This window comes from Microbacterium sp. LWH12-1.2, from assembly GCF_040675825.1.
Classification (GTDB): domain Bacteria; phylum Actinomycetota; class Actinomycetes; order Actinomycetales; family Microbacteriaceae; genus Microbacterium.
This window is the reverse complement of sequence record NZ_JBEGIJ010000001.1, coordinates 1,381,679-1,398,826: the sequence shown is the minus strand read 5'-3', so window position 1 is coordinate 1,398,826 and position 17,148 is coordinate 1,381,679. Positions and strand designations below refer to the sequence as shown.

Sequence of the window (17,148 nt, the reverse complement as noted above, 5' to 3'; positions counted from 1 at the left end):
CCGGGTAGTATCGGGACGCGTTGGGAGCGCGGAAAGACCCCGCCGCGCACCGCGACGAAAGGACCACTATGAGCACCGACCAGCCCGAGTTCACCGACAGCGAGAGCGAAGCGTTCATCGAGGACGGCGTGCTCTACGACGAGGAGGTCACTCCCGAGTACGGGATCCTCGGTTTCACGCTTCGTGAGCTGCTCATCGTCGCCGCGTGGCTTGTCGCCTTCGTCGTCTCGTTCTTCCCCCTCGTCGGCGAAGCGTCGATCTGGGCGGTGGGTATCCAGTGGATCCTGCCGATCGGCCTGCCGACGGTCGCGGTCTTCCTGCTGGTCCTGCGCCGATTCTCACCGGACGGTATCCGTCGAGTCGGTTCGCTCGGTATCGATCAGTTCGCCTCTGTCGCCTTCTCGGTCTCGGCGACGGTGTGGCTCGGCAGCCTGTGGGGAGCGGTGGCGGCCTCGATCGGGTACGGCAGCTGGACCCTGCCCTGGAACGGTGTGGTCCAGGTGATCGTCTCCTTGGCTCTCGTCGCGTTCACGGTCTTCGCGCCGATCATCCCCGGCCTCAAGGAGGACTTCCAGGGGCGCCTCGTCACACTGGCCCACCGGAACGCGAATCCGGTTCGTCCCGTGATCGCCCGACCTCGCCCCGTCGCTCCCGAGCACGCCCCCGAAGCTCCCGGCGCGGCCGTCGCCGAGTGGGATTCGGCCACGGCGGATGCACCGCAGAACGAATCGGCCACCATGGTGCTCGACCTCGAACTGTCGGGTGAGCACACGACGGACGAGATCCTCCGGGCCGACTTCGCAGGTCAGGTGCCCCTCGCCGCTCACGCGTCCAACGGCGGCACCGGGACCGAGGAGACCACCGCGGCTGACACATATGCTCCGTCCTACTCGCGGCGGTCGCGGGGACAGGATGCCGATTGGCAGGTTGAACCGGTCGAGAACGACGAGTACGGCGCCGCGGACGGCTTCGACGCTCTCGTCGAGGAGCTTTCCGAGCCATCCGCCGGCCACGATGCGGATCCCGCAGCCGATCTGGATGACGCCACCGATCTCGACGCGACGAACCCGCGCGAGTCGGCACCCGCTGCCCAGCCGTTCTGGATCCTCGCGCCGACCGAGCGCGACGTCCACGACGAGCGCGGTGAGACGCTCTTCCGGATCGGTCCCGGCGCGTGGGCGCTCGTGATCGAAGACCGAGGCGGCGCCTACGTGGTGCGGCACGACGATGGTCGGATCGGCTACCTGCACGACCTCGCAGACATCGCGAAAGGCTGAACGTGCGCACCATCGACCTTCGAGGGCGCGAGCTCTCGCCCGCTGACATGCTCGCGGCCGTGCCGCGCGCCACACAAGCCCGCGCCGAGGCGCTCGAGGCGGCCACGCGCATCGTCGACGACGTGCGCGAGCGCGGTGAGGACGCGCTGCGCGAGCAGGCCGAGCGCTTCGATCGAGTCGTCGGCCACGCCGTCCGCGTTCCGGCGGAGCACATCGATGAGGCCCTGGCATCCGTCGACCCGATCGTGCGCGCCGCCTTCGAAGAAGCGATCAGCCGCGTGCGGCAGGGATCCGCAGCGCAGGTTCCGGCTGCCCGGACGACCGACATCGGCGCGGGTGCGCGGATCATCCAGCGCTGGCAGCCCGTCGGGCGAGTCGGGGTCTACATCCCCGGGGGCAAGGCGCCCCTCTCCTCGAGCGTCATCATGAACGCGGTTCCCGCGCAGGTCGCCGGCGTCCAGCAGATCGCACTCGCATCGCCGCCGCAGTCCGATCAGGACGGGCGGGTCCACCCGACGATCCTCGCTGCCGCCGGTCTCCTCGGCATCACCGAGGTCTACGCGATGGGCGGCGCCGGTGCTGTCGGTGCCTTCGCGTGGGGCGTGCCCACCATCGGCCTCGATCCCGTCGACGTCGTCTCCGGACCGGGCAACAACTACGTCGCCTCTGCGAAGCGTGCCGTCGCCGGCGTCGTCGGTACGGATTCCGAGGCGGGCGCGACCGAGATTCTCATCGTGGCCGATGCGGATGCCGACCCGCGTCTCGTCGCGGCCGATCTCATCAGCCAGGCCGAGCACGACGAGCAGGCATCGGCCGTGCTCGTCACCGACTCGCCCGAACTCGCGGCGCAGGTCGTCGTCGAGGTCGAGCGGCAGGCGGCGGCGACGCGACACAGTGTCCGCGTCGCAGCGGCGCTGGACGGTCCGCAATCGGCGATCGTGCTGGTCGACGACCGGGCGATGGCGACCGCGTTCAGCAACGCCTACGCACCCGAGCACCTCGAACTTCACCTGTCGGATGCGCGAGAGGCGGCGGCGGCCTTCACGAGCGCCGGTGCCGTCTTCGTCGGCGACCAGACCCCGGTCAGTCTCGGCGATTACATGGCCGGCAGCAATCACGTCCTGCCGACCGGTGGCCAGGCGCGCTACGCTCCTGGCCTCGGCGCCTACACCTTCCTGCGCCCCCAGCAGGTGATCGAATACGACCACGCGGCCCTCGCCGCGGTGCGAGAGGGTGTGGTCGCGCTGGCTAACGCCGAGGTGCTGCCCGCGCACGGCGAAGCGATCGAGGCCCGTTTCACGGCGTAGGTTAGACGACATGCATTGCCCCTTCTGCCGGCATCCGGACTCCCGTGTGATCGATTCGCGAACGAGCGATGACGGGCTCTCGATCCGCAGACGCCGTCAGTGTCCGGAATGCGGCGGGCGGTTCACGACGACGGAGACCGCGAGCCTGAACGTGATCAAGCGATCAGGCGTCATGGAGCCGTTCAGTCGCGAGAAGGTGATCGCAGGCGTCCGCAAGGCATGTCAGGGGCGTCCGGTCACCGAGGCTGATCTCGCGATCCTCGCTCAGCGCGTCGAGGAGGCCGTCCGGCAGACCGGGGTGTCGCAGCTCGACACGAACGAGATCGGGCTGGCGATCCTCGGTCCACTGCGCGACCTCGACCGTGTGGCCTATCTGCGCTTCGCGAGCGTGTACCAGGCCTTCGACTCTCTGGACGACTTCGAGAGCGCGATCAGCGATCTGCGCCGGGACCACGCGAAGTCCGAGCCCGACGAACGGTAACCTGGCAGGGATGTATCCGCTGCTCTTCCGCGCCGTCCTGTCGCGCTTCGACCCCGAGTTCGCCCACCATGCCGGCATGGCGGTGATCCGCATCCTCGGCGTGCCGCCGTTCTCCTGGGCGACTCGTGCGCTGACCCGCCCGGATCCCACGTTGCAGGTCGAAGCCCTCGGGCTCGTCTTCCCCTCGCCGTTCGGCATCGCCGCCGGGTTCGACAAGAATGCCGTCGGAGTGCGCGGTCTCGCAGCCCTGGGGTTCGGCCACGTCGAGGTTGGCACGGTGACGGCGATCCCACAGGAGGGAAATCCCAAGCCGCGACTGTTCCGGCTGATCGCGGATCGTGCCGTCATCAACCGCATGGGCTTCAACAATGCGGGAGCGGATGCTGCGGCACGCCGCCTCGCCCGGCTGCGTCGGGGTGCGCCCGACACGGTGATCGGCGTGAACATCGGCAAGAGCCGGGTGGTCGAGGTGGAGGACGCCACGGCCGACTACGTCGCATCCGCAATCACACTCGCTCCGTTGGCCGACTATCTTGCCGTCAACGTGTCATCGCCGAACACCCCCGGTCTCCGTGGCCTGCAGGCTGTGGAGACGCTCGCGCCGCTGCTGCGAGCGGTGCGAGCGGCAGCGGGGGAGACCCCGCTGCTGGTGAAGATCGCTCCCGACCTTCCGGATGACGAGATCACCGCGATCGCGCAGATGGCTGTCGCCGAAGGTCTGGCCGGCATCATCGCCCACAACACGACCATCAGCCGCGACGGGTTGAGTACGGATGCAGCGACGGTCGAAGCGGCCGGCGCCGGCGGTCTGTCCGGCGCCCCGCTGAAGGAGCGGTCGCTGCAGGTGCTCCGGGTCGTGCGCGCGGCGGTGCCCGAGGAGTTCTGCGTGATCGCCGTCGGCGGTGTCGAGACGGCCGACGATGTGCAGGAGCGATTGGATGCCGGGGCCACTCTCGTGCAGGGTTACACGGCGTTCCTCTACCGCGGCCCCTTGTGGGGTCGCGAGATCAATCGCGGGCTGCGCCGCGGCTGAGCACTGACGAGAAAAGCCTCATGCTCCCGGGAGCATGAGGCCTTTTTCGAAGACGAGGCGAGTCAGGCCGGGTACTTGCCGCGCTTGACCTGCGGCTTCGGAAGGCGCATGAACCGCATCTGGAGCGCACGCATGGCCGCGTACCAGCCGAGGCCCTTCTCCAGGCGTTCCTTGCCGAACTTCTCCGCTGCCTTGCGCTTCACGCGCAGGCCGAGCAGGATCATCCCGCCGACGGCGATCAGCAGATACGCCATCATCACGATGTACGCGTAATAGGCGATCGCGAGGTTGGCGGGGGCGAGGGAAGCCAGGATGACGAGGACCATCACGGCCATCACGAACTCTGCGGGGTGCCAGCCGGCGTCCACGTAGTCACGGACCCAGCGGCGCTGGGGTCCCTTGTCGCGGGGCGGCAGGTACTTGTCCTCGCCGGCGGCCATTCCGGCCTGCGCGCGTGCGCGGCGCTCGTTGAGCTCGGCACGAGCTGCGGCCTTGGCCTCCTTGGTGTTCGCGACAAGGGGGCGGCGGCGGGCCGCCTCCTGCTGCGCACGGGTGGGCGTCGCGCGTCCCTTTCCGACGGCGGGCGTCTCAGAGGCGTCGTCGTTCGTCGATGGGGAGGCAGGGGTATTGGCCACGAGGTTCCTCGGTTCGCTACAGGGGGTTCACCTTAAGATTACTCGCATGAACTCTCCTGCCCCTTCCAGCGAATCAAATCCGTCTCCCGCCGTCGATCCGGCGATCGCCGAGGCCGTCGCAACCGGCATCCCTGCGGCGCTGGCCGATCTGGGCGATCTCGTCCGGATCCCCGGCATCGCGTGGCCCGCATTCGATCAGACGCAGCTGGAGCGCAGTGCCGCCGCCGTCGCCGCGCTCGCGACCGGAACCGGGGTGTTCGACGAGGTACGCGTGCTGCGGGCCGCGATCCCGGGTACCGACGAGCACGGCCAGCCGGCGGTGCTGGCGACGCGCGCCGCGCGCAACGGCAAGCCGACGATCCTGCTCTACGCGCATCACGACGTGCAGCCTCCCGGAGACGACGAGCTCTGGGAGACCCCGCCGTTCGAGCCGACGGTGCACGACGGCCGTCTCTACGGACGAGGTGCCGCCGACGACAAGGCCGGAATCATGGCGCACATCGCTTCGCTGCGGGTTGTCGCAGAGGTGCTCGGCGACGATCTGGAACTCGGCGTGTCGATGTTCATCGAGGGGGAGGAGGAGTACGGCTCCCGCTCGTTCGCCCAGTTCCTCTCCGATAACAAGGAGGCGCTGCGTGCCGACGCCATCGTCGTCGCGGACTCGGGCAACTGGGATTCGGTCACTCCCGGCTTGACCGTCTCTTTGCGGGGGAACGCACGATTCACGATGCGCGTCCGCACCTTGGACCACGCTTCCCACTCCGGGATGTTCGGCGGCGCCGTTCCAGATGCGATGATGGCGACGGTGAAGCTCCTGTCGACCCTGTGGAACGAAGACGGCTCCGTCGCCGTCGAGGGAATGACGGAGCGGGACGCCCCGACTCCGGACTACACCGAGGAGACGCTGCGGGATGAGGCGGGTCTGCTGCCGGGGACGTCGCCGATCGGCGACGGAACCATCCTCAGCAGGATCTGGAACAAGCCGTCGATCACGGTGATCGGCATCGACGCGACGAGCGTCGCAGCAGCATCCAACACGCTGCTTCCCGAGGCGACGGTGGTGATCAGTGCGCGCGTGGCACCGGGGCAGTCCGGTGAAGAGGCGTACGAGGCGCTCCAGCGGCACCTGCGCGCCCACGCGCCGTACGGCGCGGAGCTCACCTTCTCGGATGCCGATCTCGGCAACGGCTTCCTGGTGGACACCAGCGGCTGGGCAGTCGCGCTGACCCGTGATGCGATGCGTGACGGCTATGACGCGGCTCCCGTCGACCTCGGTGTCGGAGGGTCGATCCCGTTCATCGCCGATCTCGTCCGGGAGTTCCCGGGGGCCCAGATCCTCGTCACCGGCGTCGAGGATCCGCACTCCCGCGCGCACAGTCCGAACGAGTCGCTGCACCTCGACACGTTCCGCCACGCGGTGACGACCGAAGCGCTGCTGCTCACCCGGATGAACGAGATCACGCTGCCGCTCTGAACACCCGGGCGCGGCTTTCCCTCGTCCTCGCCGCGTACACGGGCAGCGACGGTACAATCGATGGGAAAGCCGCGCCTGGCGCGGCCCGTCACAAGGAGCGACATGACCGACACCACACTGACTGCCGACACCGCCCGCGCCCACGGCGTGAACCTGACCGAGGCTGCGGCCGTCAAGGTCAAGAATCTGCTCGAGCAGGAGGGCCGCGACGACCTGCGCCTGCGCGTGGCTGTTCAGCCCGGCGGATGCTCCGGACTCATCTACCAGCTCTACTTCGACGAGCGCTACCTCGAGGGCGATGAGACCGTCGACTTCGACGGCGTCGAGGTCATCATCGACAACATGAGCGTCCCGTATCTCGACGGCGCGTCCATCGATTTCAAGGACACGATCTCGGAGCAGGGCTTCACGATCGACAACCCGAACGCGGCCGGAAGCTGCGCCTGCGGCGACAGCTTCCACTGATTCTCGACCCCGTCCAACCTGCGTGGTTGGCATGAATCAGGTGTGAGGTTGCCCTAGACTTGAGGCGTGCCCTGTCCGCGATCTGAAAGGTGCATCGTGCCCTCGAAACACCGCCTTCGTTGGGCCGCCCTCCCCCTGGGAGTTGCGGCAGCTGTGGTTCTAGCGGGGTGTACCACCGCCCAGGAACACGGCTATCTCCCGGGCTTCGTGGACGGCGCTCCTGCCACCACCAACCAGGCAGATCGAGTGTCGTCACTCTGGGTGAACTCCTGGATCGTGCTGCTCGCTGTCGGTGTGATCACGTGGGGCCTGATGGCCTGGGCTGCGATCGCCTACCGCCGCCGCAAGGGCCAGGTCGGCCTGCCGGTGCAGCTGCGCTACAACATGCCGATCGAGATCTTCTACACGATCGTGCCGCTCATCCTCGTGCTGGGCATGTTCTTCTTCACCGCTCGCGATCAGACGGAGATCGAGGCGAAGTGGGACGACCCCGACGTCGAGATCACCGCGATCGCCAAGCAGTGGGCCTGGGACTTCCAGTACGACGGCGAGGACGAAGACGATTCCGACGCCGTCTGGACGATGGGCATCCAGGCGCAGCCCGATAAAGAGGGCAACATCGACCAGTCGCAGTTGCCGACTCTGGTGCTCCCGGTCGATCAGAAGGTCACGATCGACCTCCAGTCCCGCGACGTCATCCACTCCTTCTGGATCATCGACTTCCTCTACAAGAAGGACATGTACATCGGGAAGGACAACTCCTGGTCCTTCATCCCGACGCGCGTCGGCGAGTACGAGGGCAAGTGCGCCGAGCTCTGCGGCGAGTATCACTCGATGATGCTGTTCAAGGTGAAGGTCGTCGAGCAGGACGAGTACGACGCATACGTCGAGTCTCTCCGCGAGAAGGGCAACACCGGCAGCATCACCGATGCCTATGACCGTCTCGGCAACTTCCCGGGCACGGGACCGTCTGACTCCGGGGAAGAGTCCCACTCCGAGGAAGAGGGAGAGTAAGCCATGTCGACCAACTCTGAATCCGGCGACGCTCACCGCTCCCGTCCGTCTGCACTTCCCGCCCGCCAGGCTGCTCTGATGAGCTCCTCGCGTGTGGAGCAGAAGGGCAACATCGTCGTCAAGTGGATCACCTCCACAGACCACAAGACCATCGGGTACATGTACCTGATCGCCTCGGTGCTGTTCTTCCTCCTCGGAGGCGTGATGGCTCTCGTCATCCGCGCCGAGCTGTTCGCACCCGGGATGCAGATCGTCCCGACGAAGGAGCAGTACAACCAGCTGTTCACGATGCACGGCACGATCATGCTGCTGATGTTCGCGACGCCGCTCTTCGCCGGATTCGCCAACGCGATCCTGCCGCTGCAGATCGGAGCGCCCGATGTGGCGTTCCCGCGTCTGAACGCCTTCGCCTTCTGGCTGTTCCTGTTCGGATCGACGATCGCCGTCGCCGGCTTCCTCACCCCGCAGGGCGCGGCCTCGTTCGGCTGGTTCGCCTATCAGCCACTCGCCGGCGCGACGTTCTCGCCCGGCGCAGGTGGAAACCTGTGGATGCTGGGACTCGGCATCTCCGGCTTCGGAACCATTCTCGGTGCGGTGAACTTCATCACCACGGTCATCACCATGCGAGCTCCGGGTATGACGATGTGGCGCATGCCGATCTTCTCGTGGAACACGCTGATCACGAGCCTGCTGGTGATCATGGCGTTCCCGGTTCTGGCCGCCGCGATCTTCGCCGCCGGTGCCGACCGCGTGCTCGGTGCGCACATCTACGACCCGGCCAACGGCGGCGTGCTCCTCTGGCAGCACCTGTTCTGGTTCTTCGGGCACCCCGAGGTCTACATCATCGCGCTGCCGTTCTTCGGCATCGTCTCGGAGATCTTCCCGGTGTTCAGCCGTAAGCCGATCTTCGGTTACAAGACCCTCGTCTACGCGACGATCGCCATCGCGGCGCTCTCGGTCGCGGTGTGGGCCCACCACATGTACGTCACCGGATCTGTCCTGCTGCCGTTCTTCGCGCTGATGACGATGCTCATCGCCGTACCGACTGGTGTGAAGATCTTCAACTGGATCGGAACCATGTGGCGAGGATCGGTGACGTTCGAGACGCCGATGGTGTTCGCCCTCGGCTTCCTGGTCTCGTTCGTATTCGGCGGTCTGACCGGTGTCATCCTCGCCGCCCCGCCGTTGGACTTCCACCTCAGCGACTCGTACTTCGTCGTCGCGCACTTCCACTACGTGGTCTTCGGTACCGTCGTGTTCGCGATGTTCGCCGGGTTCTACTTCTGGTGGCCGAAGTGGACGGGCCGCATGCTGAACGAGCGTCTCGGCTACGTGCACTTCTGGATGCTGTTCATCGGCTTCCACATGACGTTCCTCATCCAGCACTGGCTGGGCGTCGACGGCATGGTGCGCCGCTACGCGGACTACTCGGCCGCCGACGGCTGGACCTGGCAGAACCAGGTCTCGACGATCGGTGCGATCATCCTCGGCGCTTCGATGCTGCCGTTCTTCCTGAACGTGTGGATCACGGCACGCAAGGCGCCCAAGGTCACGGTCAACGACCCGTGGGGCTACGGCGCTTCGCTCGAATGGGCGACTTCCTGCCCGCCGCCGCGACACAACTTCACGTCGATCCCGCGGATCCGCAGCGAGCGTCCTGCGTTCGATCTGAACCACCCGGAGGCGGCGGAGTTCGCCACCACCGCGCCCGGCGAACGAGAGGTCCACTGAGCCATGCGTGACAATGTCATTCTCTGGTGGGTGCTGACCGCGTTCTTCGCGCTCGTCGGCGTGATCTACACCGGGTGGAACATCCTGGCTCACCCTGATCTCGAGATCGTGAACCGAATCGAGTGGGTCGGCACCGTCGCCCTGTTCTTCACCGCCTTCATGGGGGCGATGATCGCGTTCTACCTGGATCGTACGCACGCTGCCCAGGGCGGCGAGCTGCCCGAGGACATCCTCACGGCGGACATCGATGACGGTGACCCGGAGCTCGGCGAGTTCAGCCCGTGGTCCTGGTGGCCGCTCGTTCTCGCGGCGTCCGCGGCGATCTTCATCGTCGGGCTGGCCGTTGGCCACTTCCTCCTGCCGATCGGTCTTGCGATCTTCGTGGTCGCGATCGTCGGCTGGGTGTACGAGTATTACCGCGGTAACTTCGCGCGCTGATTTCCAGACATGAAGAAGGCCCCCGGATCTCTCCGGGGGCCTTCTTCATGTCTGGCTCAGATTGAGGCGTCCACCGTCCGGCGGCGGGTGAGCAGCACCGATGTGGAGGCCAGCAGGCCGATCACCGCGACGGCGATCACCAGATACAGCCCCGGGCGGTATGTGGCGATGCTGGTCGCCGTCGTAGCGCTGATAAGGCTGGTGGCGATCGCCAGGACGATCGCACCGCCGATCTGGCCCGATGTCTGCACCAATCCGGATGCCAATCCTTGCTCTTCGTCGGCGATGCTCTCCGCGGCCTGGACCATGACGGCGGAGAAGCCGATCGCGAATCCCAGCCCCAGCAGGAGGAAGCTCGGCAGGTAGTCGACGAAGTACGCCGGGTCCGGACTGCCGCCCCGCAGGATGAACCAGAGGTATCCCAGCACGAAGGAGGCCATCGAGACGATGATCATCGGCGTGGTGCCGAAGCGATCGATGAAACGACCGGCGAGCGGCGAGAGGATCGCGACGATGATCCCAGCCGGCGCTAGTGCGAGCGCCATCTGCAGAGGTGCCCAGCCGAGGGTGTTCTGGAGATACAGCGACACGATCGTCTGGAAGCTGATGTAGGAGCCGAAGATCGCCATGGCGGCGAGGTTGGCTCGTACGATCGATGTCACCTTGAAGATGCTGAGGCGCACGAGCGGGTGGCGCACCTTGCTCTCCGTCAGGAAGAAGGCACCCAGAAGGACCACAGCCACCACGAGCGTGACGATGACCCCGCCGGTGAAGCCCGTCTCCGGGGCGGTCACGATCGTGTAGACGGCGGCGAGCATGCCACCGGTGAGCATTGCGGCTCCGGCGAAGTCGATGCGTCCACGCTCGGTTTCCTGGGTTTTGGGAACCACGATGAACGCGGCGACCAGGACGACGGCGACAGCGACGACCGGGGCGAAGAAGGTCAGCCGCCAGTCGATCCCGGTCAGCAGGCCGGACATGATCAGTCCCGAGGCGTAGCCGGTCGCACCGAAGACCGTGAAGATCGACAGCGCTCTGTTGCGGTCGTGTCCCTGTTTGAAGGTGGTGGTGATGATGGACAGAGCCGCCGGCGCGGTGAAGGCCGCCGCGATTCCCTTGACGACACGGCTGGCGATGAGGAGGGCGCCGTCGTCGACGATGCCACCGACGAGAGAAGCGATCCCGAACACGACCAGGGCCGCCAGGAAGACGCGCCGTCGGCCGAGGAGGTCGGAGGCGCGGCCGCCCAGCAGAAGGAGGCCACCGTATCCGAGGATGTAGCCGTTCACGATCCACTGGAGGCTGATGGTGTCCAGGCCCAGCTCGGCGCCGATGGAGGGCAGCGCGACGCCGACCATGGAGACGTCGAGCGCGTCCAGGAACATGGCGAGTCCGGCGACGAAGAGGATGGCCCAGAGTTTGAGGCCCCATCGACGGTTGGTCGACGGGGAAGCTGTCGGGGGAGTGAGGTCTGTTTGCGTAAGTGTCACGTCGATCAACGTACATGCCTGTGCATTTGATGTCAACGCATTGAATGCCATGTCATTAAATGTGTGCACATGCTACGCTGATGCTCATGAAGTCGGCACCGGATAGCGATGTCTGCGTGAAGTGGTCCGAAACACTGCGCACCTACCACAATGCATCCTGCGAACTGGAGAGCGAACTCCAGTCGCAGCACGAGCTGGGACTCAGTGAATTCGAGGTCCTGCAGGCTCTTACCGTGCATGCTCAGCATGATGCGGATCCTCAGGTGAGGATGAAAGAACTCGAGACGGAGATGTATCTCAGTCAGAGCGCTCTGTCACGTACCGTGTCCCGCCTTGAGAAGGCGGGTCTCGTCGCCCGGGGCGAGTGCGATTTCGACCGTCGCGCCAGCTTCCTGATGCTGACGGACCGGGGGAGGGAACGCTGGAGCGCCGCGAGCCCCACCCATCGGGCCGTGCTTCAGAAGCACCTCGCCTGACCTCAACCCCGCCGGTTGCGGAGTCTCAAGCGAGACGGGCGGCTCTTCGGTGCGCGTACCGTCAGGCGCGAGTACGGACGCGCGGAATGCCGGTGAGCGGGTCGATGGGGCGATGGTGGGTGCCCTCGGCATCCTGCACCGGATAGCCCTCACGCACCCAGTACTCGAAACCGCCGATCATCTCGCGGACCTCGTATCCGATCTTCGCGAACTCCAGCGCTCCCTTCGCGCCAGCGTTGCATCCAGGGCTCCAGCAGTACACGACGACCTGTGCGTCCGCAGGGATCTCGACGGCGGCTCGTGCGGCGATCTCGCTGTAATGCATGTGAATCGCGCCGGCGACGCGCCCCTGCGCCCAGGCCTCGTCGGACCGGACGTCGATCACGACGATCTGCTCTCCGGCCTTCAGCGCCGCATGGACGTCACTGGCGTCGGTCTCGTAGGCGAGCTTGGCTGCGAAGAAGTCTGCACGTTCGATCATGCCTTCAGCCTATTGAGGAGCGTCATCGACGTCCGGCGCTGTGCGGCCGCCGAACAACTGATTTCCGCCATTCTGTGGGGCTTCGGCAAAGACGGGCGGTCAGACGACGGCGGTCATCTGAATGCGAGGACCATAGCGGTCGAGGTTGAGCCGTGACTCGACCTCGACAAGCCTGTGCAGGAAGGGCGTGGAAGGGAGGCTTTCGTGGAAGCCGCACGTCGCATAGAAGGGCCCGTTCCAGGCGACGTCACGGTAGGTGCGCAGCGTGATGGATTGATACCCCCGACGCTGTGTTTCGGCCTTGGCCGCAGCGACCAGCATCCGGCCGTAGCCTCTCCTGCCGTGCCGGGGGAGGACTGAGAGCTGCTCGAGGTGCGCCTGCCCGTCGATCTCCAGAACGTGAGCGAAGCCGACGACGTCATGGGGCGTTTCGACGTCCTCCGCCACCAGGACGAATCCAGGAAGTGCGGACCGTTCCGATGCTGACGCGGGTGGCGGCCAATCGGTCGCGCCGAACAGCTCGATGAACAGGGCGTCGGCCTCGGCCTCGATCTCTTCCGCGATGGCCAGGTCGGACTCCCGAGCGGGGCGGATGGCGACGCGCAACGAGTCAGTCATCGTGCACGGCCGCGATCGCTTCGATCTCGACGAGCTGGTCCGGGTAACCGAGGACGGTCACCCCGAGGAGCGTGCTGGGCACGTCATGCGAGCCGAATCTCGCGTGAACGACATCCCACGCCGTCACGAGGTCCTCGCGGGTGCTGGAGGCGACGAGAACCCGGGTGCTGATGACGTCGGAGAGCGCAGCACCGGCCGCATGCAATGCGACAGACAACGTCTCCATGCAGCGCGCGGCCTGAGCGGCATAGTCGCCCGGTGCGGCTGTGGACCCGTCGTCATTCAAAGGGCAGGCCCCGGCCAGGAAGATCAGGCGAGCGCCGGCCGCTGCGGTCGCGGCGTACGCGTACGGGGCTTCGGCGAGGGAGGACGAACGGATGAGACGGACTGCAGACATGCTCCGATCCTTTCACGGGTGCGCGCACGAACGAGGAAGGCCCTGTCGGTTCGCATCTCAGCGACCGACAGGGCCTTCCTCGTGGGGGAGCGGCGAACTACTCGCCCTCCTCCGACTTCTTCTTGCGAGGCTTCTTCACCGGCTCGGTGGCGATCACCGTGCTCGGGGTGTTCGGCGTCTCGCCGATGTGATCCTCGGTCGCGACCAGAGGAGCATCCGGTGCTCCGGCGCGCTCGTGCGCACCCTGGATCTCGGCGTTCTCGATCTCCTCGTCGTGTGCGAGGACGTGGTGCTGATGTGCGTCTGCCGCCTCGACCTCTGCCTGCGTGAGCGGAGCGAGTCGGTCCTCGTAGAACCAGCGGGAGATCGACGAGCGGACGTTCTCCGTCCACGGGATGCGGCCCTTCGCGTTCGGGCGCACGACGAGCGGCTGGTAGCCGTCGACATCGATGAGCTTCCAGCGGTCGTACTTGTCGACCGGCTGGTGCACCTCGATGAATTCGCCACCAGGAAGGCGGACGATGCGACCCGACTCGAAGCCGTGCAGCACGATCTCGCGGTCCTTCTTCTGCAGCGCGATGCAGATGCGCTTCGTGACGAAGTAGCCGAGGATCGGCCCCAGGAACAGCAGGATCTGCAGGGAGAGGATGACCCCCTCCATCGTGAGCATGAAGTGCGTCGCGATGAGGTCGGAGGATGCTGCAGCCCACAGCACCGCGTAGAAGATGACGCCGGCCGCGCCGATGGCGGTGCGGGTGGCGGCGTTGCGCGGACGCTGAGCGATGTGGTGCTCGCGCTTGTCGCCGGTGACCCACGCCTCGAGGAACGGGTAGATCGCCACGAGGACGATGAACAGTCCCAGCGCCACGAGCGGGATCAGGATGCCGAACGAGAAGGTGCGATCGAAGAGGACGAGGTCCAGGTTCGACGGCGCCAGGCGCAGGGCGCCGTCGGCGAAGCCGATGTACCAGTCCGGCTGCGTTCCTGCCGACACGGGGGATGGGTCGTATGGGCCGTAGTTCCAGATCGGGTTGATCTGGAAGAACGTCGCGATCAGCACGATCGTGCCGAACACGATGAACAGGTATCCGCCCATCTTCGACATGTAGACCGGCATCATCGGGAAGCCCACGACGTTCTCGTTCGTACGGCCGGGGCCGGCGAACTGCGTGTGCTTGTTGATGACCATCAGCATCAGGTGCACCACGATCAGTCCGATGACCAACAGCGGCAGCAGCAGGATGTGCAGCGTGTAGAGGCGACCGACGATGTCGGTGCCAGGGAACTCGCCGCCGAAGAGGATGTACGAGGTCCAGACGCCGATCAGCGGGATGCCCTTGATCATGCCGTCGATGATGCGGAGGCCGTTGCCCGAGAGCAGGTCGTCGGGAAGCGAGTAGCCGGTGAAGCCCTCTGCCATGGCCAACACGAACAGCACGAAGCCGATCACCCAGTTGAGCTCGCGCGGCTTGCGGAACGCACCGGTGAAGAAGACGCGCAGCATGTGCACGCCGATGCCGGCCACGAAGACGAGTGCGGCCCAGTGGTGGATCTGGCGGACCAGGAGGCCACCACGCAGGTCGAACGAGATGTACAGCGACGACTCGAGGGCCGCGGACATCTCGATACCGCGCATCGGCGCGTAGGCGCCGGTGTAGTGGGTCTCGACCATCGAGGCCTGGAAGAAGAACGTCAGGAAGGTTCCGGAGAGGAACACCACGACGAAGCTCCACAGCGCGATCTCACCGAGCATGAACGACCAGTGGTCGGGGAAGATCTTGCGTCCGAGTTCCTTGACGAAACCGGAGAGGCTGGTGCGCTCATCGATGTAGTTCGACGCAGCGCCGACGAAGCGGCCGCCGAGCGGTGCCTTGTTGTCCTTGTCCTCTTTGGACAGCGTTGCAGTGCTCAATGGCGCTCCCAGAAGCTCGGGCCGACGGGTTCTTTGAAGTCGCTGCGTGCGACGAGGTAGCCCTCGTCGTCGACCATGATCGGCAGCTGCGGAAGCGGGCGAGCCGCCGGGCCGAAGATGACCTTGGCGTGGTCGGTGACGTCGAACTGCGACTGGTGGCAGGGGCAGAGCAGGTGATGCGTCTGCTGCTCGTACAGTGCGACAGGGCAGCCGACGTGGGTGCAGACCTTGGAGTACGCGACGATGCCGTCGTACGACCAGTCCTTGCGGTCATCGGCCTCGATGAGCTGCTCCGGGCGCAGGCGCATGAGCAGGACGATCGCCTTCGCCTTCTCCTCGAGGTAGCCATCGTGGTGGCTGAGTTCGGCGAGCTCTTCCGGGATGACGTGGAAGGCGGAGCCAAGGGTGACATCGGCTGCACGGATCGGAGTGCCGTCGGGGTCGCGAGCGAGGCGCATCCCCTTGTCCCACATGGTGTGCTTCAGCAGTGCCACCGGGTCGCCGACGTGCGGGTGCTCCGGGTCGGTGCCGGCGTGCGGGGCCAGGCCGCGGAACAGAGTCACACCGGGGATGATCGATGCCACGACAGCGGCGATCAACGAGTTGCGGATCATCGAACGACGTCCGAAGCCGGACTCCTCGTTCGCCTCGGCGAAAGCCTTGATCGCCGCCTCGCGCGTCGAATCCTTGCCCCGAGTGGGGTGGCGGTACTCGATGAACTCCTTGTCGGACATCAGCGCCTTCGACCAGTGGATCGCGCCGATACCGAGAGCCAGCAGCGCGAGCGCGATGCCGAGTCCGATGAAGAGATTGTTGTTGCGGATGTCGATGAGCGCGCCGCTCTCGATCGGGAACAGCATGTAAGCGGCGACCGCCCAGATGCTGCCCGCGAGCGAGAGGTAGAACAGCGAGTAGACCGTGCGCACCGCGTTCTTCTCAGCGCGCGGATCCTTGTCGGTCATCCGCTCCCGGTGCGGCGGCAGCCCCGGGTTCTGCACGGGGTCGCTGACTGCGACGCCCAGCCCCGGAGAGGGCTGGTAGGCCCTGTCAAGAGCCTGCGTGTCGTCGTCGTGTGCCATGGTGCTCCTCGTACGTTCCTCTTCGATGAATAAGCGTCAGTTGGACTTCGCCGTGATCCACACGGTGATGGCGACGAGCGCGCCGATGCCGAAGATCCAGATGAACAGACCTTCGGAGACCGGTCCGAGCGAGCCGAGTGTCGCTCCGCCGATCTGCACGGCCTGCTGCTGGAAGAGCAGGGCGGAGATGATGTCGCGCTTGTCCTCGTCGGACAGGTTCATGTCGCCGAAGACCGGCATGTTCTGCGGACCGGTCACCATGGCCGCGTACATGTGCAGCGCGCTGGTCTCGGTCAGAGCGGGGGCGTACTTGCCCTCGGTCAGGGCGCCACCGGCGGCGGCGACGTTGTGGCACATCGCGCAGTTGACGCGGAACAGCTCGGCGCCGTTCGCGACGTCGCCCTCACCGTCGAGCAGGTGCTCATCGGGGTAGGTCGGACCGGGAGCGACCGACTGGACGTACGACGCCATCGCCTTGATCTGGTCCTCGGTGAACTGCGGCTTCTTCTGCGGAGCCTGCGGGCCCTGCATCTGCAGCGGCATCCGGCCGGTGGCGAGCTGGAACTCGGCCGCGAGCTCGCCGACGCCGTACAGGCTCGGACCATTGGGCGTGCCCTGCAGGTCGAGGCCGTGGCAGGTGGCGCAGTTCGCGGTGAACAGCTTCTCGCCGTCCTCCACGGTCAGCTGGGTGGACGCGGCCGCCTGGGTGTCGGTGGCGGCGAACGCGGCCGACGCACCGGCGTACACAGCGCCCGTGATCATCAGGCCTGCTCCGATGAGCGCGGCCGCAGCGATCGGGCTGCGACGACCGCTGGAGCGACGCTTCTTCTCTCGTGCCAT

At 66.2% G+C, this 17,148-nt stretch carries 18 protein-coding genes; 10 read left to right on the top strand and 8 right to left on the bottom strand.

All coding sequences use genetic code 11. The features are described 5' to 3' along the window. The first annotated feature begins 68 nt into the window (after positions 1–68). Genes MRBLWH12_RS06715 through MRBLWH12_RS06700 form a run of 4 tightly spaced genes read left to right on the top strand, consistent with a single transcriptional unit; the run spans position 69 to position 4,098 of the window. Positions 69–1,277, top strand: a complete 1,209-nt coding sequence (locus MRBLWH12_RS06715; protein WP_363547416.1) for a hypothetical protein — start codon at positions 69–71, stop codon at positions 1,275–1,277. A gap of 2 nt (positions 1,278–1,279) precedes the next feature. Next, the gene (gene hisD, locus MRBLWH12_RS06710) at positions 1,280–2,584 is read left to right on the top strand and encodes a histidinol dehydrogenase (protein WP_363547413.1); all 1,305 of its coding nucleotides are present in this window, start codon (positions 1,280–1,282) and stop codon (positions 2,582–2,584) included. Positions 2,585–2,594: 10 nt separating this feature from the next. Continuing rightward, entirely contained in the window at positions 2,595–3,065 is a 471-nt protein-coding gene (gene nrdR, locus MRBLWH12_RS06705; RefSeq protein WP_341974377.1) for a transcriptional regulator NrdR, read from the top strand. Between the two features lie 10 nt (positions 3,066–3,075). Beyond that, the gene (locus tag MRBLWH12_RS06700) at positions 3,076–4,098 is read left to right on the top strand and encodes a quinone-dependent dihydroorotate dehydrogenase (protein ID WP_363547409.1); all 1,023 of its coding nucleotides are present in this window, start codon (positions 3,076–3,078) and stop codon (positions 4,096–4,098) included. Between the two features lie 62 nt (positions 4,099–4,160). Here MRBLWH12_RS06700 and MRBLWH12_RS06695 read toward each other — a convergent pair whose 3' ends face one another. Further along, positions 4,161–4,733 carry a DUF3043 domain-containing protein gene (locus MRBLWH12_RS06695; protein WP_363547406.1) on the bottom strand — a complete coding sequence of 191 codons (573 nt, stop codon included), beginning with the start codon at positions 4,731–4,733 and terminating at the stop codon, positions 4,161–4,163. A 46-nt stretch (positions 4,734–4,779) separates the two neighbouring features. On the opposite strand from MRBLWH12_RS06695, the gene MRBLWH12_RS06690 reads away from it, so the two are divergent. The 5 genes from MRBLWH12_RS06690 (at position 4,780) to MRBLWH12_RS06670 (ending at position 9,855) form a co-directional block, all read left to right on the top strand. Further along, entirely contained in the window at positions 4,780–6,207 is a 1,428-nt protein-coding gene (locus MRBLWH12_RS06690; protein ID WP_363547403.1) for a dipeptidase, read from the top strand. Between the two features lie 102 nt (positions 6,208–6,309). Further along, the gene (gene erpA / locus MRBLWH12_RS06685; protein WP_363547400.1) at positions 6,310–6,672 is read left to right on the top strand and encodes an iron-sulfur cluster insertion protein ErpA; all 363 of its coding nucleotides are present in this window, start codon (positions 6,310–6,312) and stop codon (positions 6,670–6,672) included. Between the two features lie 96 nt (positions 6,673–6,768). Then, a complete protein-coding gene (gene coxB / locus MRBLWH12_RS06680; protein ID WP_341974382.1) occupies positions 6,769–7,686 on the top strand; it encodes a cytochrome c oxidase subunit II in 918 nt (305 codons plus the stop codon). 78 nt (positions 7,687–7,764) lie between these two features. Next, the gene (gene ctaD / locus MRBLWH12_RS06675) at positions 7,765–9,417 is read left to right on the top strand and encodes a cytochrome c oxidase subunit I (protein ID WP_341978393.1); all 1,653 of its coding nucleotides are present in this window, start codon (positions 7,765–7,767) and stop codon (positions 9,415–9,417) included. 3 nt (positions 9,418–9,420) lie between these two features. Continuing rightward, positions 9,421–9,855 carry a cytochrome c oxidase subunit 4 gene (locus tag MRBLWH12_RS06670; RefSeq protein WP_341974383.1) on the top strand — a complete coding sequence of 145 codons (435 nt, stop codon included), beginning with the start codon at positions 9,421–9,423 and terminating at the stop codon, positions 9,853–9,855. A 56-nt stretch (positions 9,856–9,911) separates the two neighbouring features. Here the strand turns inward: MRBLWH12_RS06670 and MRBLWH12_RS06665 are convergent, their stop codons facing one another. Then, the gene (locus tag MRBLWH12_RS06665) at positions 9,912–11,345 is read right to left on the bottom strand and encodes an MFS transporter (RefSeq protein ID WP_363547397.1); all 1,434 of its coding nucleotides are present in this window, start codon (positions 11,343–11,345) and stop codon (positions 9,912–9,914) included. 86 nt (positions 11,346–11,431) lie between these two features. Here MRBLWH12_RS06665 and MRBLWH12_RS06660 point away from each other — a divergent pair, with 86 nt between their 5' ends. Then, positions 11,432–11,821, top strand: coding sequence for a MarR family winged helix-turn-helix transcriptional regulator (locus tag MRBLWH12_RS06660; protein WP_341974385.1), 390 nt, complete (start codon positions 11,432–11,434; stop codon positions 11,819–11,821). Between the two features lie 61 nt (positions 11,822–11,882). Here the strand turns inward: MRBLWH12_RS06660 and MRBLWH12_RS06655 are convergent, their stop codons facing one another. The 6 genes from MRBLWH12_RS06655 to MRBLWH12_RS06630 all read right to left on the bottom strand — a co-directional run bounded on the left by MRBLWH12_RS06655 (position 11,883) and on the right by MRBLWH12_RS06630 (position 17,148). Next, a complete protein-coding gene (locus tag MRBLWH12_RS06655; protein WP_363547393.1) occupies positions 11,883–12,302 on the bottom strand; it encodes a rhodanese-like domain-containing protein in 420 nt (139 codons plus the stop codon). 99 nt (positions 12,303–12,401) lie between these two features. Next, a complete protein-coding gene (locus MRBLWH12_RS06650; RefSeq protein WP_363547390.1) occupies positions 12,402–12,920 on the bottom strand; it encodes a GNAT family N-acetyltransferase in 519 nt (172 codons plus the stop codon). After that, on the bottom strand, positions 12,913–13,317 hold the full coding sequence (locus tag MRBLWH12_RS06645) for a RidA family protein (RefSeq protein WP_363547387.1): 405 nt from the start codon (positions 13,315–13,317) through the stop codon (positions 12,913–12,915). Before MRBLWH12_RS06645 ends, MRBLWH12_RS06650 begins: the two co-directional genes overlap by 8 nt. Positions 13,318–13,414: 97 nt before the next feature. After that, positions 13,415–15,229, bottom strand: a complete 1,815-nt coding sequence (locus tag MRBLWH12_RS06640; RefSeq protein WP_363547385.1) for a cytochrome b — start codon at positions 15,227–15,229, stop codon at positions 13,415–13,417. Next, positions 15,226–16,308 carry a ubiquinol-cytochrome c reductase iron-sulfur subunit gene (locus tag MRBLWH12_RS06635; protein WP_341974390.1) on the bottom strand — a complete coding sequence of 361 codons (1,083 nt, stop codon included), beginning with the start codon at positions 16,306–16,308 and terminating at the stop codon, positions 15,226–15,228. Before MRBLWH12_RS06635 ends, MRBLWH12_RS06640 begins: the two co-directional genes overlap by 4 nt. A 36-nt stretch (positions 16,309–16,344) precedes the next feature. Further along, positions 16,345–17,148, bottom strand: coding sequence for a c-type cytochrome (locus MRBLWH12_RS06630; RefSeq protein ID WP_341974391.1), 804 nt, complete (start codon positions 17,146–17,148; stop codon positions 16,345–16,347).

What these genes read in the sequence shown, in the direction of transcription:
- MRBLWH12_RS06715 (WP_363547416.1), top strand. Translation starts at nt 69, where the DNA reads ATGAGCACCGACCAGCCCGAGTTCACCGACAGCGAGAGCGAAGCGTTC.
- nrdR (WP_341974377.1), top strand. Translation starts at nt 2,595, where the DNA reads ATGCATTGCCCCTTCTGCCGGCATCCGGACTCCCGTGTGATCGATTCG.
- MRBLWH12_RS06700 (WP_363547409.1), top strand. Translation starts at nt 3,076, where the DNA reads ATGTATCCGCTGCTCTTCCGCGCCGTCCTGTCGCGCTTCGACCCCGAG.
- MRBLWH12_RS06690 (WP_363547403.1), top strand. Translation starts at nt 4,780, where the DNA reads ATGAACTCTCCTGCCCCTTCCAGCGAATCAAATCCGTCTCCCGCCGTC.
- erpA (WP_363547400.1), top strand. Translation starts at nt 6,310, where the DNA reads ATGACCGACACCACACTGACTGCCGACACCGCCCGCGCCCACGGCGTG.
- ctaD (WP_341978393.1), top strand. Translation starts at nt 7,765, where the DNA reads ATGAGCTCCTCGCGTGTGGAGCAGAAGGGCAACATCGTCGTCAAGTGG.
- MRBLWH12_RS06670 (WP_341974383.1), top strand. Translation starts at nt 9,421, where the DNA reads ATGCGTGACAATGTCATTCTCTGGTGGGTGCTGACCGCGTTCTTCGCG.
- MRBLWH12_RS06660 (WP_341974385.1), top strand. Translation starts at nt 11,432, where the DNA reads ATGAAGTCGGCACCGGATAGCGATGTCTGCGTGAAGTGGTCCGAAACA.
- MRBLWH12_RS06655 (WP_363547393.1), bottom strand. Translation starts at nt 12,302, where the DNA reads ATGATCGAACGTGCAGACTTCTTCGCAGCCAAGCTCGCCTACGAGACC.
- MRBLWH12_RS06650 (WP_363547390.1), bottom strand. Translation starts at nt 12,920, where the DNA reads ATGACTGACTCGTTGCGCGTCGCCATCCGCCCCGCTCGGGAGTCCGAC.
- MRBLWH12_RS06645 (WP_363547387.1), bottom strand. Translation starts at nt 13,317, where the DNA reads ATGTCTGCAGTCCGTCTCATCCGTTCGTCCTCCCTCGCCGAAGCCCCG.
- MRBLWH12_RS06635 (WP_341974390.1), bottom strand. Translation starts at nt 16,308, where the DNA reads ATGGCACACGACGACGACACGCAGGCTCTTGACAGGGCCTACCAGCCC.
- MRBLWH12_RS06630 (WP_341974391.1), bottom strand. Translation starts at nt 17,148, where the DNA reads ATGGCACGAGAGAAGAAGCGTCGCTCCAGCGGTCGTCGCAGCCCGATC.